This is a genomic window from Bradyrhizobium sp. AT1, assembly GCF_001590795.1.
In the GTDB taxonomy this organism is placed as follows: domain Bacteria; phylum Pseudomonadota; class Alphaproteobacteria; order Rhizobiales; family Xanthobacteraceae; genus Bradyrhizobium.
In genome coordinates this window covers 7,240,667-7,264,012 of record NZ_JXDL01000001.1, presented here as the reverse complement: position 1 = coordinate 7,264,012, position 23,346 = coordinate 7,240,667, and the positions used below count along the sequence as shown (strand labels likewise).

Below are 23,346 nucleotides of genomic sequence, written 5' to 3'. Positions count from 1 at the left end.
CGAAACAGCGGTCCAAGTTGAGGGAATGCCCATGCCGCGGAAGCTGATCGATATCTCCGTGCCGCTTCGAAACGACGTGACGTCCGATCCGCCCGGCAATCACCCGACGATCCAGTATATCGATCACCAGCAGGGCCTGCCCCGGATGCTGCAGTTCTTCGACGGCCTCAAGGCGCAGGATCTGCCGGACGGTCAGGGCTGGGCCGTCGAGCAGGTCTCGCTGTCGACCCATAACGGCACGCATCTCGACGCGCCCCGGCACTTCCATCCGACCATGAACCGCGGCGAGCGGTCATGGACGATCGACGAGGTGCCGCTGGAATGGTGCTTTCAGCCCGGCGTGAAGCTCGACTTCCGGCACCTGCCCGATGGCTACGTGGCGAGCGCCGACGACGTCGAGAAGGAGCTGAGACGCATCGGGCACACGCTGTCGCCGCTGGAAATCGTCGTCGTCAACACCAGCGCCGGCGCGAAATTCGGTAAGGCCGAATACGTCAATTCCGGCTGCGGCATGGGCTATGAAGCCACCATGTACCTGCTCGAACGCGGCGTGCGGCTCACCGGCACTGACGGCTGGAGCTGGGACGCGCCGTTCGTCTACACCGCGAAGAAATATGCCGAGACAAAAGACGCCGGCCTGATCTGGGAAGGCCACAAGGCGGGACGGCACATCGGCTATTGCCATCTCGAGAAGCTGCACAATCTCGACCAATTGCCCGCGGCCGGGTTCACGGTCTCATGCTTCCCGGTGAAGATCGAACGCGCCTCCGCCGGCTGGACCCGCGCCGTCGCCATCATCGACGATCAGGCCTGAGGCATCACTCGCCGTCGAGGCCGCTCTCGGCGAGTTCGCGCAGCGCGTCCGTATCCAGCACGACGATGGCGCCGTGCTCGAGGCGAACCCAGTTGCGGCCGGCCCAGGCGCGCAATTGCTTGTTGATGCTCTCGCGCGTCATCCCCACCATCTCGCTGATCTCCTGCTGCGTGATGGCGAGCGTGCCGCTACCCGAGTCGAACTTGCGCTCCTCGGTGAGACCGAGCAGAGCGCTCGCCAGCCGGCCCGGCAGATTTTGCAGGATCACCTGCTCGACCTGCTGGCTGGTCCAGCGCAGACGCGCGCAAAGCAGCTCGATGAATTTCATCGCCAGCGCGGGCTGGCTCTTCACGAACGGCAGGAAGTCCCGGCGATCGATGATGTAGAGCTCGCAATTGGTGTTGGCGGTCGCATCGGCCGACCTGGGAGCGCCGTCGAGCACCGCGATCTCGCCGAAGATTTCTCCGGGACCGATCAGATTGAGAATGGCGTTCCGTCCATCGGGCGACGAGGAGGAGATCTTCACCGTCCCCGTGATCACCGCGAACAGATTGTTGCCGGGATCGCCCTTGGCGGCGATCGTGGCGCCGCGCTTCACGGTGGTGTGCTTGGCGTAGCGGCAGAGCTGATCGAGCGCCTCCGGCTCCAGATCCGCGAAGATCGGGTGCTTGCGCAGGACCGATAGTTTGTTGCCCGCCGACTGTCGGGGGTCGCCGGTCTTGTCCTGAGGCACGCCGCGGGGCTCCTAAGACTACGAGGCACTGGGGTTCCTGCGTAGTCAACGTTATCAGGCTTTTCAACCGGAAAGCACGCGCGCGGTTTGAGGCAAATGCCGCGAAAAAGCCGCGGTTGAGCCGGAAGTCGGCATCCGAAGGATGCGCCAATGCGTTCTGATCGCTGCAGAGTTGCAAGCGACGCAAGCCGCGATTGCGTTGAGACGCTGGGCGAACGGCGGAGCCGCCCGAGCGTTGGCGGTCGGCCTGTCTGTGCGGATCAGGACCTCGAGAACTTCAGCGCTTGGAATCCGGATCGAGGCGGCCTGAGCTGGTTTGCCGGTCAGCCCAAGCCAAGGCCGCGGCAAATGTCACGAAGATCGCGACGACGACAACGGTCACCAGCAACGCGTCAGCAGGCATGATCCCCTCCCGATAGTTTGGGGCATTATTTGCCGCGGGTGGCCGGCGTCATTGATCGAGATCAAAAACGTGGGGACAGACCGTCACGCTGCGGCCAGCGCCTCAGCGCGCGCAGGATCGAGCAGGCTGATGCCGCCATGGATGATCTCGATCACCCCGTGGCGCTCCAGCTTGGTGAAGGTGCGGCTGACGGTTTCGATGGTGAGGCCGAGATAGTCCGCGATGTCCTGACGGCTCATCGGAAGCGGAACCGTGTCGGACAACCCGTTGCGCCCGACCAGCCGTTCACGCCAGCCGAGCAGAAAGGTCGCGACCTTCTCGTCGGCCGAGCGGCGGCCGAGCAGGACCATATGGTCGCGTGCCTGGCTCAATTCGCGAATGGCGAGCTCGTTGATCCGCCTCAGCAGCTGCGGCCGGTCTTCGATGAAGCGGCCGAACGGCGCTTTCGCGAACTGGCACACGGTCACCGCGCCGATCGCGTCCGCGGAAAAATTATGCCGGCCGGACAAATTCATCCCCAGGAAATCGCCGGGCAAGGCAAAGCCCACGATCTGCCGTCGGCCGTCGGGCAGCAGCTTGTACAGCCGCATGACGCCTTCGAGGACGTTGTAGAACGAGGTGGTGATGTCCTCCTCGGAAAACACGGTCTCGCCGGAGTCAAAATGAACGCGGCGTCCGAGATGCTCGAATTCCCTGAGCTCGGCCGCATCCAGCGACGAACACACCGCCGCTCCGCGCACGGCGCAATCGTCGCAAAAATGCCCACTCGGCTCGATCGTGACCACGGAAGGCTTCATCCACCGCTCCCAGCGTCGGTCCAGCTCCGCCCCCCGGCCGAGCCCGCCACGCGGCTGCATTTTACTGCACTGCGCCAAAGCCAATTGACTCAGATCAAATTTGAGTGGCATCCCCATCTTATTCTTTATTCTGCGTCCAGAATTCGACGGGATCTTTTCCATGCTGCAAGGCGCCCTGCGTCACGGCCTGATTGCGCTGCTTCTGATGACACCCGCGCTGGCGGCCCCGAGTGCCGAACAGCGCGGCAAGGCCTTCGCACGGGCCAATTGCGCACGCTGCCACGCGATCGACCGCGCCTCCCGCAGCCCGCTCGAGGCCGCGCCCCCGCTGCGCACCCTGCATCGGCGTTATCCGATCGAGAGCCTCGGTGAGGCGCTGGCCGAAGGGATCTACACTGGTCACGCCGACATGCCGGCCTTCGAGCTCAGTCCGGACCAGATCCACGACCTTCTGTCCTACCTGAAGACGCTGGAATAGACGGCGTCACACCGCCTGCACGGTCCACCCGATCAGCTCTTTGGCGATGCGGGCAAAAGCCGCGTCGAAGGCGGCGACCGAAGCGGCCGGCTCGACCTTGTCGAGCTTCTCGCTGGTCTCGACCAGGCGCGAGGCAACCACCTTGCCGTTCTTGTCGACGATCCGCGCCGACAGTCCGATCTCGACCCGTGGCTCGCCCTCCGTGGCGATCCGGAAGCGCCGGATGTCGATCAGCAGCTGATAATCCGCCTGACCGAGATCCGACGTGCGCAAGGGGGCGTGGGCGATGTCGTAATTCTCAAAGCTGTCGATCAGGCGCGCCTGGAGCAATTTCGGAATGCTGTCGGCCCAGAGGAAATCGGCAAAACCCGGCCTGTCCCCGCTGGGTGAGAACAGCATGCGCTGGGTCTGCAGCATCGCGACCGCGCTTGGCTCGGGGATGGCCAGTGACGCCGAGAGCGTCTTGGCGGCCGGGCCGAGGTTCTGCGGCGTGTGCAGATCGTAGGTGACCTTCGGCGCAGGTGTGCCACCGCCAGTCATCTTCTCCAGGCCGGCCAGAATGCCGTCGATCTTGCCGGTGTTGCGCGCGAGCCCGTCGGAGAACGTCTTGAGATTGGCGATGGTGTCCTTCAGCGGGCCGGAATTGTCCTCGAGCACCGTGTCGACCCGGCGCAGTGCATCGCGCGCCGCCTGCGTCATGCTTTGACCGGCACCGGCTTCCGCGATCAAAGACGGCGGCTCGCCGGACTTGGCCGTGATCACCCCGCCCTCCAACGTCACCACCGGCACACCGGTCAGGCCCTGGAATTCCAGACCGACCTTGGTGTCGGAACGCACCGGCGTGGCGGCGGCAACCGAGATCGTCGCGTTGACGAAGCGCGGATTATCAAGCGCGAGCCCGAGCTGGGTCACTTCTCCGACTCGGATGCCGTTGAACAGCACGCCAGCGCCGACCAGGAGGCCAGGGACCGGCCCTTGGAATTGCACGTGGTAGTTCGTGCGCGGCCCGATGCCGCCGGTGTTGTTCAGCCAATAGACGAAGCCAAACACCGCCAGGATCGCGGCCAGCACGAAACTGCCGATCAGCACGTAGGGAGCGCGGGTTTCCATGTCTCATCTCATTTCGTGTTGCAGCATCTGCGAGCGCTTGCCGTGGAAATAGGCGCGCACCCATGGATGCTCGGATTGCAGCAATTCGCGCATCGGGCCGATCGCGACGATCTTGCCGTCGGCGAGCGCGGCGACGCGGTCGCAGACCGTGGTCAGGCTCGCCAGGTCGTGGGTCACCATGAACACGGTCAGCCCCAGCGTCTTTTGCAGCGTCGTGATCAGCGCGTCGAAATCACCGGCGGCGATCGGATCGAGGCCGGAGGTCGGCTCGTCCAGGAACAGGATCGGCGGATCGAGCGCGAGCGCGCGCGCCAGCGCCACGCGCTTGGTCATGCCGCCGGACAGCTCCGCCGGATATTTGTCCGCATCCTGGGCACGCAAGCCCACCATTTCGAGCTTGGCGATCGCGATCTCGTCCATCAGCTCTTGCGACAGGACGAGATTTTCACGCAAAGGAAACTGGACGTTCTGGCGGACCGTCAGCGAGGAGAACAGCGCGCCCTGCTGGAACAGGATGCCCCATGTCGTGGCTGCGCCGCGGCCGTGGCCGCCGATGGGCTGCCCCATGACTTCGATGGTCCCGCTCTGCCCCTTGATGAGGCCGATGATGGTCCGCATCAGCACCGACTTGCCGCCGCCGGACGCCCCTACCAACCCGAGGATCTCGCCCCGGCGGACGTCGAGCGACAGATGGTCGAGCACGGTCTGGCGGCCGAAACCGACCACGAGATCACGGACGCGGATCGCGAACTGGTCTTGCGGTGCATCCATCGTCACATTCCGATCGAGGCGAAGAAGATCGCGAACAGGCCGTCGAGCACGATCACCAGGAAAATCGACTTCACCACTGACGTCGTGGTCTGCCGCCCGAGCGACTCTGCGCTGCCCTTGACGCGCAATCCCTCGCTGCAGGCCACGATCCCTATGACCAACGCCATGAACGGCGCCTTCAGGATGCCCACCTCGAAATGGGTGACGGTGATGGCCTCGTGCAGACGCGCGATGTAGATCGCAGGCCCCATGTCGCCATAGAACTGCGCGACGAGGCCGCCGCCATAGAGCGCGGCGATCGATCCGATGAAGGTGAGGATCGGCAGCGCAATGACCAGGGCCGCAACGCGCGGCAGGATCAGGATCTCGACCGGATCGAGCCCCATGGTCGAGAGCGCGTCGATCTCCTCGCGCATCTTCATCGAGCCGAGCTCGGCGGTGTAGGCGCTGCCCGACCGGCCGGCGACCATGATGGCAACGATCAGCACGCCGAGCTCACGAAGCACCAGAATGCCGACCATGTCGACGGTGTAGGACTCCGCGCCGAATCTGCGGAAGTGAAAGAAGCCCTGCTGCGCGATGATGGCGCCGATCAGGAAGGTGATCAGTGCAACGATGGGAATCGCCTGCCACCCGATGCGGTAGAGCTGATACACCAGCGACGTCAGCCGCAGCGACCGCGGCCGGCGCAGCACGCCGACCACCGCCATGAACAATGCGCCGAGCATCTGGAGGAAGATCGTGATGTCCTCCCGCGCCCCGACCGTGGATTTGCCGAGGTCGCCCAGCCTCGCCAGCACCGGATTGGGCGCAGCCGTCGGGGCCGGCGTGTGGCGGTTGACCTGACGTACCTCGTCCATCAGCCCGCTGAAATGATCGGCGACACCGACGAATTCGGTCGATCTGCCTGCTGATGCAGCCCTGCGCGACAGTTTTTCCAGGACCCAGGCGCCGAGCGTGTCGAGCGCGCTGACGCCCGACATGTCCAGGGTGACGACGCGCGAGCGATCGACGTCTGCACCGACCGACCGGGACAATGTCTCGAGCGTGACCACATTCGCGGCGGTCCAGGGCCCTTCGGGGCGCAAGTTCAGCGCATCGCCGGACGGCGTTGCGAGCAACAGCGGTTCGTGGTTCACGCTTCCACCTCATCGGGACAATCGGTCCCCATTCAGACGGCATTTCTAGGTCAGCATATGGCCGCCGGCTTGACCTGTCTCAAGCCCCGGACCGCGCCCGCCGATTGACGCAAATCAAGCGCAATCACGTGTGCGGGTCCTAGGCTTGCTTGCATTCAACGGGGATATCAAGTCCATGTTCAACAGTGACAGGATGAGCGAAGAATTGCGGGCGCTGAAGGTCGATGTCACACGCTTGCTGAGCACCGCCGGCGAGGAGATGTTCGAGAGTTCGAAGGATCGCGCCGAAGCGCTCGCCGATCAGATCCGGGCCGCGTTGAGCGAACTCGGCGACACCGTCGACGAAGAGCAAGAGCAGCTTCAGGGGCTCATTGCGGACCGCCCGATCACATCGCTCGCCTCCGCCTTCGCGCTCGGCGTCGTTGTCGGCTTCATGCTGAGGAGACACTAAGTGAATACCGAGAATGTGGTCAAACACCTGCGCGCGCTGTGGCGCACCGACAGGATCATCGCGGACATCAGGCTGCGCCATCTGCTGATCGGCCTCGGCTTGCGGGCGTTTGCGGCGCTGATCGCGGCGTTCGGACTTCTGATGCTGGAGCTGTCCGCCTATTTCGCGCTGGTCCAGATCTGGAGCGCGATTGCCGCGGCCGCCATCCTCGGCGCCGTCAATTTCGCCATCGCGGCCGCACTCTTCGCGATCGCCGGCCGGGCTCCGTCAGGCCGCGACATCGAGCTTGCCAACGAAATTCACGACACCTCCATCGAAGCCCTTCAAGTCGAGGCGCGCGCGTTCCAGGCCCAGGTGTCAGGCGCGGTGCATCATCCGCTCAGCACGATCGTGCCGGTGCTGGTGCCCTTGATCGCCATCATCATTCGGAACTTGCGGACGACCGCCAAGGCATCCGCGAAGACATCCGCCGCGACGAGTTCGGCTGAAGCGCGCTCTTGAAGCGCGCTCGTCAGAGCTTCAATTTGACGTCGCAGATATCAGGCTCGGACGGATCAGGCTTGACCTCGAAGCCGAGGTCGCGGCACATCTCGAGCATCACGGCGTTCTCCTTGAGCACGTCGCCCGATATGACCTTCAGACCTTCCGACCGCGCGTAGTCGATGATCAACTGCATGAGGGCCCAGCCGAGCCCCCTGCCCTTGAGATCGGACCGTAGCAGGATGGCGTATTCGCCGCTCTCGTAGATCGAATCCGAATGCAGCCGGACCACGCCGACCATTTCGCCAGTAGCCTCGTCGAAGGCAATGAAGGCCATCGCGCGCGCATAGTCGAGCTGGGTCAGGCGCGCGATGAACTCGTGGGTGAACTCCTTCATCGGTGCGAAGAAACGCAGGCGAAGGTCGTGCGCCGTGACGTGGCGCAGGAATTCGTGGATGGTCGGCTCGTCCTCGGGGCGCATGGGCCGCACGAAGATGCGCCAGTCGTCCTTGACCTTGAGGCGGCGCTCCCATTGCGAGGGATAGGCGCGAACGGCGAAATTGGCCGGGCCGGAGCCGGCGAACTTCCGTTGCGGCGGCCCGACCGCGACGCGGGCGTCGACTGCGGTCACGCCGGTTTCGTCCGCCAGCAGCGGATTGATGTCGAATTCGCGGATCTCGGGAATATCGGCCGCCATCTGCGCCAGCTTGACCAGCACCATGGCGACGGCGTCTTGCTTGACCGCCGGCACGTCACGATAGGCCTTTAGCAGCCGCGATACACGCGTGCGATCGATCAGGTCGCGAGCGAGCTGCAAATCCAGTGGCGGCAGCGCCAGCGCCTTGTCGTTGATGATTTCCACCGCCGTGCCTCCGCGACCGAACACGACGACGGTGCCGAACGTGGGATCATCGGCGAGGCCCAGGATCAGCTCGCGCGCCTTCGCCTTGACGACCATCGCCTGGACGATGACGCCGCCGATACGCGCCTCCGGACGCAGCTTCTTCGCCCGCGCAAGAATGTTCGCGGCAGCCCCTCGCACGGCTTCAGGCGTGGTCAGATTGAGAACGACACCGCCGACATCGGATTTGTGGGTGATGTCCCGCGACATGATCTTCAGCACGACGGTGCCACCCTGTGCGAAGATCTCGTTTGCATAGCCAACCGCCTGCTCGACATCGGATGCCGCATAGGTCGGCACCATCGCGATGTCGTAGGCTTCGAGCAGGTTTTTGATCTCGACAGGCTCGAGCCACTCACGACCGTCCGCGATCGCGGCGGTGACGACCTGCCTCGCGCCCCGGGCATCCGGAACGAACGTGTCGGGCATCGCGGGAGGAACCTGGCTCAACTCCTCCACCACTTCGCGGTGCCGGACCAGATACATGAAGCCGCGGACGGCATCGTCCTCGGTCGGATAGTTCGGCACACCGGCGCTGGAGAGTGCCTGAATGATGTGCTGATCGGCTCCAACCCAGGCTGCCAATACAGGCTTCGCCCAGCTGCGGTGCTCTTTTCGATACTTGGCGACGAGCTCCGTCACGGTCGTGGCGATCGCGGCGGCCGAGGCGATCGCCGTTTGCACGTTGAGGACCAGGACTGCATCATTGTCACGATCGGCCAGCAGCACCTCCAAAGCCGCCGCGTAGCGCGATGCGTCAGCGTCGCCGACGATGTCGACGGGATTTGCACCGGACCAGGTCGGCGGCAGAACCGCATCGAGCGTCTTGCGCACCTCCGGCGAGAGGGTCGCCGGAATTCCGCCGAGTTCGACCAATCGATCGACGGCGAGCACGCCGATGCCGCCGCCATTGGTCAGGATGGCGAGACGCTTTCCCGTCGGCGATTCGACGCGGCCGAGTGTCTCGGCACAATCGAACAGCTCACGCAGGTCGGAGACCCGCAGGACACCCGCGCGGCGAAACGCCGCGTCATAGACCGCGTCGGCGCCGGCGAGCGCGCCGGTATGCGTGGCCGCGGCTTTCGCACCCTGCGCCATGCGACCGGATTTCACCACGACGACAGGTTTCACGCGCGCGGCGGCACGCGCCGCCGACATGAACTTGCGCGCATCCTTGATGGACTCGATGTAGAGCAGGATCGCGCGCGTCTTGTGATCCATTGCGAAATAATCGAGCAGATCGGCAATATCGACGTCGATTTGATCGCCAATCGACACGATGCCGGAGAAGCCGACGCCGCGCTGCGCAGCCCAGTCGACCATGCCGGCAGCGATCGCGCCCGATTGCGAGATCAGCGCGAGGCTGCCCGCCCCCGGCATATGCGCGGCAAAGCTGGCATTGAGGCTGACGCCGGGCATCATGATGCCGAGGCAGTTCGGTCCGATCAGCCGCATGCCGTATTTGCGGGCCGCCACGATTGCGGCCTCGTGCAGAGATCCCGGTCCGTAGCCGAGCCCGGCCGAGACGATCAAGGCGCCCGCCGAGCCACGACGCCCGGCCTGATCGATGATGTCCGGAATCTCACGCGCCGGCGCCGTGATGACCACGAGCTCGGGCACGAAGTCCAACCGGTCCAGACTCTTCACCGCGGCAACGCCGCCGATTTCGGCATGGCGCGGATTGACGAGGCCGAACCGCCCCTTGAATCCGGTCTTGTGAATGTTCTCCAGAACGGCACGTCCGACCGAGACCGGACGCGCGCTCGCGCCGACGAGCGCGACTGAACGCGGCGCCAGCAGATTGTTCAGACGATAGGTTGACATGAAAGCAAATGCGCCCGGTCAGCGACGGTTCCGATGGTTGACGATCAGGCTGGAAAGTAACGCGCCTAGTGGGAGATCATAACCCAGCATGGTGGCTGGCCAATGACGGTCTTTGTCACACCGCCCCACACGATCTCGTTCAGGCGCGAATGGTGATAGGCACCCATCACGATCACATCCATGCCGTGGGAATTCGCCCAGTTTCCCAGGACCTTGCCGATTGAGCTGCCGCTGCCTTTGGTCGTTTCGAACGAGGCGGGAACGCCGTGTTCCCGCAAATGATCGACGAAAGCGGTTCCGGATTGCACGATCGCTTCGGTCTTGTCATCCGCCACGGTCACCACGCGGACAGAGGCCGCCGCCTGCAGAACCGGCAGCGCGTCGCCGACCGCTCGCGCCGCACGGGCGGAGTGATCCCAGGCGACCATGACGTTCTCGAACTCCGGCCGCAACTGCTCCGCATGCTGCTCCGGACAAAGCAACAGCGGCCGCCCGGATTCGAACAGGAAAGCTTCGACAAAGCTCTCCGTTCGGCTGTCGTGCGGCTTCACGGGAAACAGGGTCAGATCGCTGAAACGGGCGTGCTCGGCCAGGACCGCCGCGATCTGGTCTGCCGGCACCTTGCCCGTTCGGCTCTGGGCGCGAACGTTCGCGCGGGACGCCGCATGGGTGAAGGCGTTCAGCAGCTGCTGCACGTCGGCCGCCTCACGCGAGCTAGCAGCCTCCGCGGAATCGCGATTGTAGGGCAGCATCACCTTCGGCCGCTCATAGACCTCTTCCTCGAGCGCCAACGCGGTGATCCTGGCGCCGAGGGCGGCGGCGACGGCCACACATTTCTCGATCGCAACCAGGGCCGGCCCGCGCGGCTGGCCGACAAGCGGCAGAAAGACATCCTTGATGGGCATCGGGATTCTCCTTGGCCGCCACAATAGGCCGGCTTTCGTCGAGAGGCTTGATCCTCGTCAAGCCAAGGGAACTCGGTCCGGTCGGCCGGAAACAGGCGTTGACCGACGTCAAGGACTGGTCGTCCAATCATTCTATGGATAATTCAGTCGGAGCGGTTGGCCCCGGAGAAGCTCATGCGTGCGATGGTGTTGCCGGCCCCGCGAACGCGGCTCCAGATGGTGGAGCGGCCCGACCCGATACCCGGCGAGGGTCAGCTCCGAGTGAAGATCAGCGCCTGCGGGGTATGCCGGACCGATCTTCATCTCGTCGACGACGAGCTACCCGATATTCGCTACCCAATCGTGCCTGGCCACGAGATTGTCGGTCGGGTCGATCTGGTGGGTCTGAATGTCACGACGCATGCGCCCGGTGATCGCGTCGGCATTCCCTGGCTCGGTTTCACCTGCGGACGATGCCGCTTCTGTCGTGAGGGCATGGAAAACCTGTGTGACGCACCGCTGTTCACGGGCTACACGCGCGACGGCGGCTACGCGACCCACACCATCGCCGACGCGCGCTACGCCTTTCCCCTCGGTGAGGCCGGCAACGACGTGGAGATTGCTCCACTGCTGTGCGCGGGGCTGATCGGCTGGCGCTCGCTGGTGCTGGCCGGTCCCGCCGACCGGCTCGGCCTCTATGGCTTTGGCGCGGCCGGCCACATCATTGCGCAGGTTGCGATTTGGCAGGGACGATCCGTGTATGCGTTCACGCGACGTAGCGACACCGCTGCACAGGACTTTGCACGTCGTCTCGGGGCCGTCTGGACGGGGCCCTCTGACGAGGTGCCCGACGAGCCGCTCGACGCCGCCATCATCTACGCGCCAGCCGGCGAGCTAGTCCCGGCCGCGCTGCGCGCGGTCCGCAAGGGCGGCCGCGTCGTGTGCGCCGGCATCCACATGACCGACATTCCAGGCTTTCCGTATGATTTGCTCTGGCAGGAACGGCAGCTGGTCTCGGTCGCCAATCTGACCCGGCAGGATGGCCTCGATTTCCTCAAGATCGCTCCACAAGCTGGCGTGCACGCGGAAACGACGGCATTCCCGCTCGATCAGGCCAACGAGGTGCTGAACATGCTGCGGGCCGGTCAGGTTCTCGGCGCAGCCGTGCTGACGCCGTGATGGTGCTTTCGGATGCCCGTTCCCATGACAGATGAAACGACGACTCAGGAGCGGATCTTTCGGACATTGACCGGTCATCCCGGCGTGACGCGGATCGATACGCATGGCGCCGCGGTGTTCCTCGACGGCAAGCGCGCGTTGAAAATCAAGCGTGCCGTGCGATTTCCCTTCCTCGATTATTCGACGCTGGAGAAGCGCAAAGCCGCCTGCGAGGAGGAGATCCGGATCAACCGGCCGCTGGCGCCGCAAATCTATCATCGCGTCGTGGCGATCACGGAAGAGCCGGACGGATCGGTGCAAGTCGACGGTCCCGGCCGGCCGATCGAATATGCGGTGGCCATGTCGCGCTTCGACGAAAGCAGGACGCTGGATCATCTGGCAAAGGCCGGCCCGCTCGATACGAGACTCGCTTCGGCTGCCGCCGACGCGATCGTGGCTTCCCACGGCGCGGCGCCCCGCGCCGATGGCATGGCATGGGTCGCCTCAGTCCCCGCCCTGATCGACGGCAACAGTGGCGGTCTGCGAGCCGGCGGCCATTTCGACGCGAGAGACATCGAAGAGCTCGCAAAAGCCTCACACGAAGCATTCCTGCGTGTTCGTCCCCTGCTCGCAGAGCGCGGCGCGAAAGGCTTCGTGCGCCGTTGCCACGGCGATCTGCATCTCGCAAACATCGTTGTGATCGAGGACCGGCCCGTCCTGTTCGACGCCATCGAGTTCGATGCGCAGATGGCAACCGTCGATGTGCTGTACGATCTCGCATTCACGCTGATGGACTTGCTGCATCATGACCAACCGGTCGCGGCCAACCTGGTCCTGAATCGCTATCTCGCCGCAACGCCGGCCGACAATTTCGACGCGCTCTCGGCGCTGCCGCTGTTGATGTCCATCCGGGCAGCGATCCGTGCCCAGGTTGCGCTGGCGCGGCTGAAGCCGCCGCATTCCGATGACGCCGGCATCCTGGACCAGGCGCGGCGTTATTTTGACCTTGCCAGGGCGCTGATCCACCCTCCTGCGCCGCGCCTGATTGCGGTGGGCGGATTGTCGGGCACCGGCAAGACGGTTTTGGCGCAAGGGCTTGCGCCGGTCATCGCACCGCTGCCGGGAGCCGTGTTGCTGCGCAGCGACCTCGTCCGCAAGCAGATGTTCGGCGTGGAGGACACCCACCGCTTGCCGCCGTCGGCCTACACGCCAGAACACGCGGCCCGCGTCTACGACACGCTGGCCCAGCTTGCCCGGCGGGTGCTGGCGCAGGGCCATTCGGCGATCATCGACGGCGTATTCGCCCGGGAGGACGAACGGGACGCGATCGCAGCACTGGCGCGCGAGAGCAACGTGCCGCTGAACGGCCTGTTCCTCGTTGCCGACCTTGCGACCCGGCAGATGCGGATCCGAAGCCGACGGGGAGACGCCTCCGACGCCACGCAAGAGGTTGCCGCGCTGCAAGAGCACTATAATATCGGCCACGTCGGTTGGGCGACCATCGATGCATCCGGGACACAGGAGCAGACGCTCCAACGCTGCCGGGACGCGATCGCTGAAAGCGAATAGGGCAACCTGATTGGCGCGGGCAAAGATGGCACGACCTAGCACGTCCTCGACGGCCGCTCGCGTCAAGCCGGCCACGCGGCGCAATGCTCTGCCCGTCCGCCTCAGCCCCGGCATGGCCTGCGACACCGCGTTCCGGCTCATTGCGCGCCGTCACCTCGATGCCGTCCTCGCCCAGCACGACGGGACTTGCCGCGGCGACCCAGACGCGCTGCACCAGATCCGAATCGCATTGACGCATCTGCGCACCGCCATCCGCTTCTTCTCGCCGATGGTCGACGACACGCTGCGTCCGAATGTCTGGGCCGAGCTGAAATGGCTCAACAGCCAGCTCGGCATGGTGCGGGACCTCGACGTGGCGATCGAGCGGGTCGTCGCCGAGACAGGCGACGAGCTCGCCGTCGTTGCCGAGCTCCAGCATTGGGATGAAAAGCGCGCCGAAAGCCACCGCCTGCTGGCGCGCGCACTGCAATCCGCGCGGTATCGCCGCCTTGTCGAGCAGACCTCGAGCTGGATCGAGAGCGGTCCCTGGTCGACCCGGCGTAGCAAGGAAGCCATTCGATTGCGCCGCTGCACGCTCGTCGATCACGCGACGGTGCGGCTGACGGCGTGGGAGACCAAGCTGCTCAAGAAAGCACGAAAACTGCGCAAGCTCGACGTCGAGAAACGCCACAAGCTGCGGCTTCTCAACAAGCGGATGACCTATTCCATCGAGTCGCTCCAGGACCTGTTTGCCGGGGACTCACTGACGAAACAGAAGTCCATCCTGAAGAAATTGCGCAAGGCGCAACGGTCGCTCGGACAATTGAACGACGATGCTCGAGGACAAGCGCTGGCAGCGTCGTTGAACGGCGCCGGCCTCGATGCGAGCAATCGCTTCCTCAACCGCAAGCGGGAAAAGAAGCTGTTGCGGACGGCCTCGGCGGCCTACCGGAAACTGGACAAGACCAAACCCTTCCGCTCCGCGGACCTCACACCGAGTTCCGAGCCGGAAGCTTAGGTGTGGACGTAATCCCCTGGCGCATCAGGCAGGCCGGAAGATTCTCCGATTCCGATGTGCGGCGGATCGCAGGGCGCACCGGAGCGCGCCGCCAGCCAATTGGCCCATTCCGGCCACCACGACCCTTCAACGTGCGGCGCCAGCTTCAGCCATTCGTCTGCACCAACGAAAGGCGCGTCCTCGGCTTTGGTCAGCACCTGATAGCTGTGGCCCGGCTCCTCCGGGGGCGCGACGACGCCGGCATTGTGGCCGCCGCTGGTCAACAGGAACGTCACGTCAGCGTCGACCTGGTAGTGGATCTTATAGACGGATCGCCACGGCGCGACGTGATCGGCGAGCGTGCCGACCACGAACATCGGCGCGTGAATATCGGACAACGAAACGCTCCTGCCGCCGACGTGATAGCGCCCCTCGGCGAGATCGTTATCGAGGAACAGCTTTCGCAGATATTCCGAATGCATGCGATAGGGCAGCCGCGTTGCGTCCGCGTTCCAGGCCATCAGATCGTTCAGCGGCGCGCCCTCGCCCATCAGATAGTCGTGTGACAACCGCGACCAGATCAATTCGTTGGAGCGCAGCAGCTGGAAGGCGCCGGCCATCTGCGTCGTGTCGAGATAGCCCCGCTGCCACATCATGTCTTCGAGAAAGGCGACCTGACTCTCGTTGATGAAGAGCGTCAGCTCTCCGGCCTCCGTGAAATCGGTCTGCGCCGCAAGAAGTGTGACGGTGCCGAAACGGTCGTCACCGTCGCGCTCCATCGCGGCGGCAGCGATCGACAGCAACGTTCCGCCCAGACAATAGCCGAGCGCATGGGTCTTCCGACCCGGCATGACCAGTCCGATCATATCCAGCGCCGCCATGACGCCCAGCCTCCGATAATCGTCGAAAGCGAGATCGCGGTCCCTCGCATCCGGATTGCGCCAGGAGATCGCGAACACGGTGAAGCCCTGACCTGTCAGATATTTGACCAGCGAGTTGTGCGGCGAGAGATCCAGGATGTAGTACTTCATGATCCAGGCCGGCACGATCAGGATCGGTTCGGGTCGCACCTGCGCGGTGGTCGGAGAATACTGAATCAGCTCGATCAACTCGTTGCGATAGACGACCTTGCCGGGCGAAGCTGCCACCGTCTTGCCGACCACGAACTGCTCGCCGCCCGCAGGCTTCGAGTTGGAGAGCAGGCGCGTCAGGTCGCTGCACCAATTCTGCCAGCCGAAGACGAAGTTTTCTCCGCCGCTCTGGAACGCCTTCTCCAGCACCTTCGGATTGGTCGCCGCGAAATTCGACGGCGCCAGCATGTCCAGCATCTGGCGCATCGAGAACTCGACGATGGCTTCATTGGCGTGCGACACGCCGCGCACGCCGGTCGCGGCATCGTGCCACCAGCGCTCGGAGAGCAAGAACCCCTGCGCCAGCAGATTGAACGGCGCGGTTTCCCATTGCGGTCCGCTGAAACGGCGATCCCGCCCCTGCGGCTGGATCACGGACCACGGCTTCTGCTCCGGTGACGCCGCGTGCGCGGCCGCTTCGGCCAACCGGCCGGTGTCGCGCAGGATGTTGCGGGAAAGCTCCATCTGGCGCTGCGGCGCGGCAGCGAGATGCGTCCCCCAGTCGAGCCAGGCGAGCGACAAGGCCAGCGGCGAAATGCCACCCGTGAACCGCGCCAGCGTCGCGTGGAACGCGCGGTCGAGCGGATATGGCTCCGATGCAGGCAACGGGGCGGCCGCAGCTGGCGTCTCCGGACGCTTTTCGAAGCCCGCCAGCGAGGCTGCTGTGGGATCGACGGGGAGAGCCTGCACCGCCGGCTCCTCGGCTCGTGGAAATATCTGCACGACGCTCATGGCTCAATGTTCCCGAGGGCTTCTGTTTGACGTGGGCGCCAGGATATGGCGCGGCCGTGCATAAGCGTTGAGCTGCATCAAATCCGGGCCAGGATCACAATTGCTTCATTGGAGTGGACGGCTTCGCCCGATTGACCTGAGTCAAGCCGTCGCTCGGCGGCCGGGCTAGTTTTCGCGCATTGAAATTCGACAAAGCCAGCGGAGTTACCCATGCGCGCCCACCAGATCATGACCCGGTCGGTCATCTCGGTCACCCCCGACACCAGCATCGTCGAGGCGGCGAACATCATGCTGAAGCGGCATGTCAGCGGCCTCACGGTGGTCGACCAAACCGGCAAGCTCGTCGGTGTCGTCTCCGAAGGGGATTTCATCCGCCGCAGCGAAATCGGCACCGGACGCAAGCGCGGTCGCTGGCTGCGGTTCATCCTCGGTCCGGGCAAATCCGCCAGCGACTTCGTCCACGAGCACGGCCGCAAGGTTTCGGAGGTGATGACCGACACGCCCGTCACCATCACGGAAGATACGGCGCTCGCCGAGATCGTCGACCTCATGGAGCGCAACAACGTGAAGCGGCTGCCGGTCGTGCGTGGCGACAAGGTCGTCGGGATCGTTTCGCGCGCCAACCTGCTGCAGGCAGTGGCAGGGCTCGCCCGCGACGTGCAGGATCCAACGGCGGACGACGACCACATTCGCAGCCGCATCATCGACAACATGGAGAAGAACGACTGGTGTCCGTTCGGGCTGAACGTCATCGTCCGCGACGGCATCGTCCACCTCAGCGGCGTCATCACCGAGGAGCGCACGCGGCAGGCCGCGATCGTCGCAGCCGAGAACGTGGAGGGCGTGAAGAAGGTGCACGACCATTTGTGCTGGGTCGACACCATGTCGGGCATCTACCTGAACTCGCCCGAAGACGACGAGCTCTCCAAGGCAAGCTGACGCCCGTCAGCGCGGAATGACGGCGGTGGCCTCGATCTCGACGCGCGCCGCCTTCTCGACGAGGCGCACCACCTGGACCAATGCCATCGCAGGGTAATGCGCCCCGAAAATCGCTCGGTAGATCTTGCCGAGCTCCTTCAGGTTGGACAGGTACTCGTCCATGTCGACGACGTACCAGGTCAGCCGCACGAGGTGCTCGGGCCGCGCGCCGGCCTCTGTGAGGATTGCGGCGATGTTGCTCAGGGTCTGCTGCACCTGCGCGACGAATCCATCGGCGAGACGCTCCTCGGCATCCCAGCCGATCACACCACCCGTTACGACGATGCGCCCTTCGGCAGCCATGCCGTTGGCATACCCCTTCGGCGTCGGCCAGCCCGACGGCTGAAGCACCTGCACCTGTGAGCGGGTGTCATCCTCGGCTGCGGTCGGCAGCACCGCGAGCTGCGGGCCTTTCGGCGTCGTCACGGACAATTCTCCATCCTTCTTATTCCGCCGCGACGCCCGAGGACGTCACCGCGGCCTGCGCCAGTTGCCGCAGGGCAAAGCGCTTCAATTTTCCCGTCTCGGTCTTCGGCAGTTGCGTCACGAACTGGATGGCGCGCGGATATTTATACGGCGCGATCTCGCGTTTGACATGCTCCTGCAACTCGGCCACGAGCTTTGCATCCGGTGTCACGCCGGGCGCCGCGACGACATAGGCCTTCACGATCATGCCGCGCGCCTCGTCCGGGGCGCCGACCACGCCGCACTCGGCGACCGCCGGATGCGTGAGCAGCGCCGCCTCGACGTCGGTGCCAGCGATATTGTAGCCGGCCGACACGATCATGTCGTCGGAGCGCGACTGGTACCAGAAATAGCCGTCGCTATCCATCAGATAGGTATCGCCGGTGATATTCCAGCCATTCTGGACGTATTTGCGCTGGCGCTCGTCGGCGAGGTAGCGGCAGCCGGTCGGCCCGCGTACCGCAAGCTTGCCCATCGTGCCGGGCGGCACATCACGGCCGTCGTCATCGACGATCTTGGCCTCATAACCCGGCACGGGCTTGCCCGTCGCACCCGGACGAATTTCGTCTTCCGTCGCGCTGATGAAGATGTGCAGCAGCTCGGTCGAGCCGATGCCATCCATCAGCTTGATGCCGGTGGCCTTGAGCCAGGCGTCGAAGGTCGGCTTGGGTAGCGTCTCGCCGGCGGAGACGCATTTGCGCAGCGAAGAGATGTCGCGGCCGGCGAGCTTGCCGCTCATGGCGCGATACGCCGTGGGCGCGGTGAAACAGACGGTGGTCTTGTATTGCTCGATCGCCGTCAAAATGTCGTCCGGCGTCGTCTTCTCCAGCACGACAAAGGAGGCGCCGATATGCATCGGAAACAGCACGCCGCCGAAGCCGAAAGTGAAGGCGAGCGGCGCCGAACCGACGAAGCGGTCTTTCTGCTCGGCCCGCAGGATGTTGCGCGCATAGCCGTCGCAGACCGCGAGCATGTCGCGATGGAAATGCATGGTGCCCTTGGGATCGCCTGTCGTGCCGGACGTGAAGGCGATCAGGCAGACGTCATCAGAGGCGGTATCGACGGCCCTGAACTCCGCGCTCGCATCGGCAATGAGCGCTTCGAGCGAGTCCGCCGCGCCGTTGCCCCAATAGACAACCCGCTTCAGCTTAGGCGCCGCAGCTTTCGCTCTCTCCATCTCCTCGGCAAGCTTGCCGTCGCACAGTGCGAGCGCGATCTCCGCTTTCTGGATCGGGTACGACAGCTCCTTGGCGCGGAGCAGCGGCATGGTGGCCACCACGATGCCGCCGGCCTTGATCACTGCGAGATAGGTCGCAACCATCATCGGATTGTTGGCGGAGCGCAGCAGCACACGGCCGCCGGCGACGAGACCAAGCTTGCCGACGAGCACATTGGCGATGCGGTTCACCAGAGCTTGCAGCTCGCGGTAGGTATAGCTGACGGAGGGGCTGATGACGCAGGGCGCATCGCCATGGCCCTGCTCGACCCAGCGGTCGAGGAAGTAGCTCACGCAATTCAATCGGGGTGGATAGTTCAGCTCCGGCCGCGTGAAGATGAATTCGGGCCACAGCTCGCGCGGCGGCAGATGCTGCTGCGCAAACTTATCGACATGGGCCGTCGCGGCGTTGCCGTCATGGGAGCCCGTCACTTGAACCTTGGCGGCGTTGGCCATCGCACGCTCCTTTCAGCATGGATTGCACCCGGCAGCACGATCTGGAAAACATTTTAGGCTTAAAACAATTCGGCGCAATAGCGGATTTTGGGCATCCGGTGCTTTTTCCGGCGGCAAAAGGGATTGGGCGGCCGGTCCGCCCTTACGGCCGGCGGCGCGCGGCCGACTTCTGCGCCGACGCTTTGGTCTTGGCGAGCAACCGCATCAATTCGCGCACATCCTTCGGCGAGAGATCGGCGAACAGATCGGCTATCCAGGTCTCGTGCTCCGCGGCCATCTTGCGGAACTCGGCGCGACCGAGTTTCGTGAGGCGGATCACCTGGACTCTGCGATCCGTCTCCGAAGTACGGCGGTCGAGATGGCCGGACTCAACGAGGCGTTCGACGAGACCGGTGACATTGCCGTTCGACACCATCATGCGCTTGGAGACATCCGACAGCGTCATGCCATCAGGCACCTTGTCGAGCTGCGCCATCAGATCGAAACGGGGCAGCGTGACGTCGAACCGCTGCCGCAGCCGGCCACGGACCTCGCCCTCGATCAGGGTCGTGCAGGTCAGGAGGCGCAACCACAGCCGAAGCTCTTCGGCATGATCTTCCGGAGTTTCGACGGCCTTGGTCTCGGAATCGAGCATCGCGGTGCAGTCACTCTCGGCGGGCATTGGCGCCGGCACGGATTCCCCCAACATTTTGAGCTTCAAATAAATCGGAGCCGGCCGCAAGTCCAAAGCTGCAACAATCGACCGCATGTGAATTTCTTTAGGCTTCAAACAATTGGCGCGCCGCTTGCATGCATGCTGACCGCTCGGATGGCGACGCCTTGAGCTTGCTTGCCGCGGCGGCCATCATCGGCATAAGCTTGGATTGGAGTACGCGGCCTGCAACGCTCGCCGACAGTCACGAGGGACAGATCATGAAGACGCAAATGACCTTGGCCGCAGCCGCCGTGCTGCTCGGCACCGCGGTGACCCCTGCCCTCGCCGAGGAGAAGATCAAGCTGGGCGTGATCGTGACCCTGTCGGGGCCCGCAGCCGCGCTCGGCCAACAGGTTCGCGACGGCTTTGCGCTGGCGGTGAAGGATCTCGGCAGCAAGATGGGCGGCCGCGATGTCGAGGTCGTCGTGGTCGACGATGAACTCAAGCCGGATGCGGCGGTGACCAAGGTCAAGGGGCTTCTGGAGCGCGACAAAGTCGATTTCGTGATCGGCCCGATCTTCTCCAACATCCTGCAGGCGATCCACCGGCCGGTGACGGAATCGAAAACTTTCCTGATCAGCCCCAACGCGGGTCCGTCGACGTTCGCCGGCAAGGACTGTAATCCGTTCTTCTACGTGACCTCGTATCAGAACGACCAGGTGCACGAGATCCTCGGCAAGGTCGCGCAGGATCGGGGCTACAAGCGGATGTACCTGATGGTGCCGAACTATCAGGCCGGCAAGGATTCGGTGGCGGGCTTCAAGCTCGACTACAAGGGCGAGATCGTAGAAGAATCCTACATGCCGCTGAACACGCTGGATTTCCAGCCGGAGCTGTCCAAGATTTCCTCGCAGAAGCCCGATGCTCTGTTCACGTTCATGCCGGGCGGCCTCGGCGTCAATCTCGTCAAGCAATACCGGCAGGCCGGCCTTGCCGACAGCATCCCGGTGCTCTCGGCATTCACGGTGGATGAATCGACCCTGCCGGCGCAGCAGGATGCAGCCGTCGGCATGTTCGGCGGCGCCAACTGGGCGCCCAATCTCGACAATCCCCAGAACAAGAAGTTCGTCGCTTCCTATGAAGCCGCCTACAACGTCGTGCCCGGCACCTACGCCTTCCAGGCCTATGACGCTGCGATGCTGATCGACAGCGCGGTTAAGGCCGTGAAGGGCGACCTCTCGGACAAGGACGCCGTCCGGGGCGCGCTGAAGAAAGCCGACTTCACCTCCCTGCGCGGCGCCTTCAAGTTCAACACCAACGGCTATCCGATCCAGGATTTTTACCTGACCAAGGTCGCCAAGCGTCCCGACGGCAAGTTCCAGACCGAGATCGTGCAGAAGGTGTTCGAGAACTATGGCGACCGCTACGCCAAGGATTGCAAGGCGGCGAACTAAAGCCGCGCGTCGCGTTAAGGGAGGACTTCAATGAGCAGTGAAATCACCGGCATCACGCGCGCCAATGAGGGCATTCAGGGGATTTCCTGGAACATCCTCGGCCAGACCTACGTGCCGAAGAGCAAGACCGAGCACAGCTTCTCATGGCATGCGACCTTGCCGCCCGGCACGTTCGTGCCGCCGCACATCCATCCCGACCAGGATGAGTATCTCTATATGCTGGAGGGCAAGCTCGATTTCGTGCTGGGCAATTCGGAGGCGCAGGCAACCGCCGGCGACCTGATCCGCCTCGGCATGGGTGTGCCGCACGGCATCTTCAACAAGTCGGAGCGGACCGCAAAAGTGCTGTTCTGGGTCTCACCGACCAAAAAACTGTTCGACCTGTTCTGGGGCCTTCACAACATGAAGGAGCAGAAGCCGGAGGACGTGGTGGCAATGGCGGCCGAGTTCAACATCCACTTCCTGCCGCCGCCTCCCGGCGCCGGCTAGCGGCTGCTCAGGCCCGCACGGCCGCAAGGCCCGGGACGGCGGCAAAGCCCGCCTTGGTGGCATAGCCGCGCACGATGGCCTCGCGCTGGGAATAGCTCAGCACGTTGTCGACATTGTCGAAACCATCAGGGGCGAGCTGCTCGACGGCATCGATGACGCCCTCGGGACCGCCGCGCCGGTTGGAACGCACGATATCGGCCGTCATCGGCAGGCGCTTCTTCTCGTATTCGAGCAACGCCTGGCGCGGATGCTCGGCGCGCACCAACGCATCGGCAAGGCAGCGCGCATCGAGGATGGCCTGCGAGGCGCCATTGGAGCCGACCGGATACATGGGATGTGCGGCATCCCCGAGCAGCGTCACGCGTCCGGATGACCAATAGGGCAAGGGATCGCGGTCGCAGGTCGGATATTCGTAGAATTCTGGCGTGGCCGAGATCAGGCTCTTGACGTCGATATGGGGAATTGAGAAGCGCGCGACATGGGGCATCAACTCTTCGCGGCGGCCCGGCCGCGACCAGTCTTCTTTCCGTGGCGGCGGCGCATTGCCCTCGCCGACCTTCACCAGCACGGCCCAATTGGTCAGGCGGCTCGCCGGGCTCGATCCTTCCGCGATCGGATAGATCACCACCTTGGCATGGAGGCCACCGGCCACAATCATCGACTTCCCGGTCAAAAACAGCGGCCAGTCGCGCGCACCGCGCCACAGCATCAGGCCGTTCCAGCATGGCGGCCCCTCGTTCGGGAACAGCGTATCGCGAACGCGGGAATGGATGCCGTCGGCACCGATCAGGATATCACCGCGCGCGGTGTGGATATGCGCGCCGGCGCGATCGAAGAAGTAAGCGGTGACGCCGCCCTCGTCCTGCGTGAAGGCGCCGAGCCGGCAGCCGGTGTGAATGGCGTCCGCTCCAAGCCGCTCCTCGACGGCACGATGGATGACGCTCTGGAGACGGCCACGATGGATCGAGAATTGCGGCACGTCGTGGCCGGCGTCGATGCCGCGGGCTTCGCGCCAGACCTCCTGGCCGTGGCGATTGAGATAATAGAGCTGATCCGTACGGATCGCGACGTCGTCGAGCTTCTGAAGCAAGCCCAATCCGGCGAGCTCCCGCATGGCATGCGGCAGCGTGTTGATGCCGACCCCGAGCTCCCGAATGGTGTCGGCCTGCTCGAAGATCTCACAGTCGAGGCCGCGCGAGCGCAGCATCAATGCCGTGGTGAGACCACCGATACCGCCACCGACGATAATCGCCTTCATCGCCCTTACTCCACTCGAAACACAGGCAATGGGTTAACGTCGCACG

The 23,346-nt window shown here is 64.2% G+C and carries 23 protein-coding genes; 10 read left to right on the top strand and 13 right to left on the bottom strand.

Features of this window, described 5'->3' with window-relative positions; all coding sequences use genetic code 11:
- Positions 1-31: 31 nt before the first annotated feature.
- Complete coding sequence (locus SE92_RS33500) at positions 32-814, top strand: cyclase family protein (protein ID WP_063203900.1); 783 nt, start codon at positions 32-34, stop codon at positions 812-814.
- A gap of 4 nt (positions 815-818) precedes the next feature.
- Here the strand turns inward: SE92_RS33500 and SE92_RS33495 are convergent, their stop codons facing one another.
- From SE92_RS33495 to SE92_RS33490, 3 genes are all read right to left on the bottom strand, one after another.
- Positions 819-1,547, bottom strand: coding sequence for a Crp/Fnr family transcriptional regulator (locus SE92_RS33495; protein WP_028142565.1), 729 nt, complete (start codon positions 1,545-1,547; stop codon positions 819-821).
- Positions 1,548-1,824: 277 nt separating this feature from the next.
- A complete protein-coding gene (locus SE92_RS37430; RefSeq protein WP_283806811.1) occupies positions 1,825-1,950 on the bottom strand; it encodes a hypothetical protein in 126 nt (41 codons plus the stop codon).
- An 83-nt stretch (positions 1,951-2,033) separates the two neighbouring features.
- Entirely contained in the window at positions 2,034-2,747 is a 714-nt protein-coding gene (locus SE92_RS33490) for a Crp/Fnr family transcriptional regulator (RefSeq protein ID WP_063203899.1), read from the bottom strand.
- A 160-nt stretch (positions 2,748-2,907) separates the two neighbouring features.
- Between SE92_RS33490 and SE92_RS33485 the strand changes: the two genes are divergently transcribed.
- A complete protein-coding gene (locus SE92_RS33485; RefSeq protein WP_063202974.1) occupies positions 2,908-3,225 on the top strand; it encodes a c-type cytochrome in 318 nt (105 codons plus the stop codon).
- A gap of 6 nt (positions 3,226-3,231) precedes the next feature.
- On the opposite strand, the gene SE92_RS33480 is transcribed toward SE92_RS33485, so the two are convergent.
- Genes SE92_RS33480 through SE92_RS33470 form a run of 3 tightly spaced genes read right to left on the bottom strand, consistent with a single transcriptional unit; the run spans position 3,232 to position 6,245 of the window.
- Entirely contained in the window at positions 3,232-4,335 is a 1,104-nt protein-coding gene (locus SE92_RS33480; RefSeq protein WP_063202972.1) for an ABC-type transport auxiliary lipoprotein family protein, read from the bottom strand.
- 3 nt (positions 4,336-4,338) lie between these two features.
- Positions 4,339-5,106: an ABC transporter ATP-binding protein gene (locus tag SE92_RS33475; protein ID WP_063202970.1), complete on the bottom strand. Its 768-nt coding sequence runs from the start codon at positions 5,104-5,106 to the stop codon at positions 4,339-4,341.
- Positions 5,107-5,108: 2 nt separating this feature from the next.
- The gene (locus tag SE92_RS33470) at positions 5,109-6,245 is read right to left on the bottom strand and encodes an ABC transporter permease (RefSeq protein ID WP_063202968.1); all 1,137 of its coding nucleotides are present in this window, start codon (positions 6,243-6,245) and stop codon (positions 5,109-5,111) included.
- Positions 6,246-6,420: 175 nt separating this feature from the next.
- Between SE92_RS33470 and SE92_RS33465 the strand changes: the two genes are divergently transcribed.
- Complete coding sequence (locus tag SE92_RS33465; protein WP_063203898.1) at positions 6,421-6,696, top strand: hypothetical protein; 276 nt, start codon at positions 6,421-6,423, stop codon at positions 6,694-6,696.
- Complete coding sequence (locus SE92_RS33460) at positions 6,697-7,197, top strand: hypothetical protein (RefSeq protein ID WP_063202966.1); 501 nt, start codon at positions 6,697-6,699, stop codon at positions 7,195-7,197.
- Positions 7,198-7,207: 10 nt separating this feature from the next.
- Here the strand turns inward: SE92_RS33460 and SE92_RS33455 are convergent, their stop codons facing one another.
- Both SE92_RS33455 and SE92_RS33450 read right to left on the bottom strand, forming a co-directional pair.
- Complete coding sequence (locus SE92_RS33455) at positions 7,208-9,901, bottom strand: bifunctional acetate--CoA ligase family protein/GNAT family N-acetyltransferase (RefSeq protein ID WP_063202964.1); 2,694 nt, start codon at positions 9,899-9,901, stop codon at positions 7,208-7,210.
- A gap of 65 nt (positions 9,902-9,966) precedes the next feature.
- Positions 9,967-10,806, bottom strand: coding sequence for a universal stress protein (locus SE92_RS33450; protein WP_063202962.1), 840 nt, complete (start codon positions 10,804-10,806; stop codon positions 9,967-9,969).
- Positions 10,807-10,980: 174 nt separating this feature from the next.
- Between SE92_RS33450 and SE92_RS33445 the strand changes: the two genes are divergently transcribed.
- From SE92_RS33445 to SE92_RS33435, 3 genes are read left to right on the top strand one after another with little or no spacing between them, the layout of a single operon-like run.
- Positions 10,981-11,964: a zinc-dependent alcohol dehydrogenase family protein gene (locus SE92_RS33445; RefSeq protein ID WP_063202961.1), complete on the top strand. Its 984-nt coding sequence runs from the start codon at positions 10,981-10,983 to the stop codon at positions 11,962-11,964.
- A 24-nt stretch (positions 11,965-11,988) separates the two neighbouring features.
- Entirely contained in the window at positions 11,989-13,512 is a 1,524-nt protein-coding gene (locus SE92_RS33440; RefSeq protein ID WP_063202958.1) for a bifunctional aminoglycoside phosphotransferase/ATP-binding protein, read from the top strand.
- 25 nt (positions 13,513-13,537) lie between these two features.
- Positions 13,538-14,509, top strand: a complete 972-nt coding sequence (locus SE92_RS33435; RefSeq protein WP_063203897.1) for a CHAD domain-containing protein — start codon at positions 13,538-13,540, stop codon at positions 14,507-14,509.
- On the opposite strand, the gene SE92_RS33430 is transcribed toward SE92_RS33435, so the two are convergent.
- Complete coding sequence (locus SE92_RS33430; protein ID WP_063202956.1) at positions 14,506-16,350, bottom strand: PHA/PHB synthase family protein; 1,845 nt, start codon at positions 16,348-16,350, stop codon at positions 14,506-14,508. The two genes, SE92_RS33435 and SE92_RS33430, sit on opposite strands and share 4 nt — an antisense overlap.
- 210 nt (positions 16,351-16,560) lie before the next feature.
- Here SE92_RS33430 and SE92_RS33425 point away from each other — a divergent pair, with 210 nt between their 5' ends.
- Positions 16,561-17,289 carry a CBS domain-containing protein gene (locus SE92_RS33425; protein ID WP_063202954.1) on the top strand — a complete coding sequence of 243 codons (729 nt, stop codon included), beginning with the start codon at positions 16,561-16,563 and terminating at the stop codon, positions 17,287-17,289.
- A 6-nt stretch (positions 17,290-17,295) separates the two neighbouring features.
- On the opposite strand, the gene SE92_RS33420 is transcribed toward SE92_RS33425, so the two are convergent.
- From SE92_RS33420 to SE92_RS33410, 3 genes are all read right to left on the bottom strand, one after another.
- Positions 17,296-17,754, bottom strand: coding sequence for a RidA family protein (locus SE92_RS33420; RefSeq protein ID WP_063203896.1), 459 nt, complete (start codon positions 17,752-17,754; stop codon positions 17,296-17,298).
- Between the two features lie 19 nt (positions 17,755-17,773).
- Positions 17,774-19,465: a benzoate-CoA ligase family protein gene (locus SE92_RS33415; RefSeq protein WP_063202952.1), complete on the bottom strand. Its 1,692-nt coding sequence runs from the start codon at positions 19,463-19,465 to the stop codon at positions 17,774-17,776.
- 142 nt (positions 19,466-19,607) lie between these two features.
- On the bottom strand, positions 19,608-20,126 hold the full coding sequence (locus SE92_RS33410) for a MarR family winged helix-turn-helix transcriptional regulator (protein WP_063202950.1): 519 nt from the start codon (positions 20,124-20,126) through the stop codon (positions 19,608-19,610).
- Positions 20,127-20,377: 251 nt separating this feature from the next.
- On the opposite strand from SE92_RS33410, the gene SE92_RS33405 reads away from it, so the two are divergent.
- Both SE92_RS33405 and SE92_RS33400 read left to right on the top strand, forming a co-directional pair.
- Entirely contained in the window at positions 20,378-21,553 is a 1,176-nt protein-coding gene (locus SE92_RS33405) for an ABC transporter substrate-binding protein (protein WP_063203895.1), read from the top strand.
- Between the two features lie 30 nt (positions 21,554-21,583).
- Positions 21,584-22,042 (top strand): cupin domain-containing protein, encoded by a 459-nt coding sequence (locus SE92_RS33400; RefSeq protein ID WP_063202948.1) that lies wholly within the window; start codon positions 21,584-21,586, stop codon positions 22,040-22,042.
- Between the two features lie 7 nt (positions 22,043-22,049).
- On the opposite strand, the gene SE92_RS33395 is transcribed toward SE92_RS33400, so the two are convergent.
- Positions 22,050-23,300: a flavin-dependent oxidoreductase gene (locus tag SE92_RS33395; protein WP_063202946.1), complete on the bottom strand. Its 1,251-nt coding sequence runs from the start codon at positions 23,298-23,300 to the stop codon at positions 22,050-22,052.
- Between the last annotated feature and the right edge of the window lie 46 nt (positions 23,301-23,346).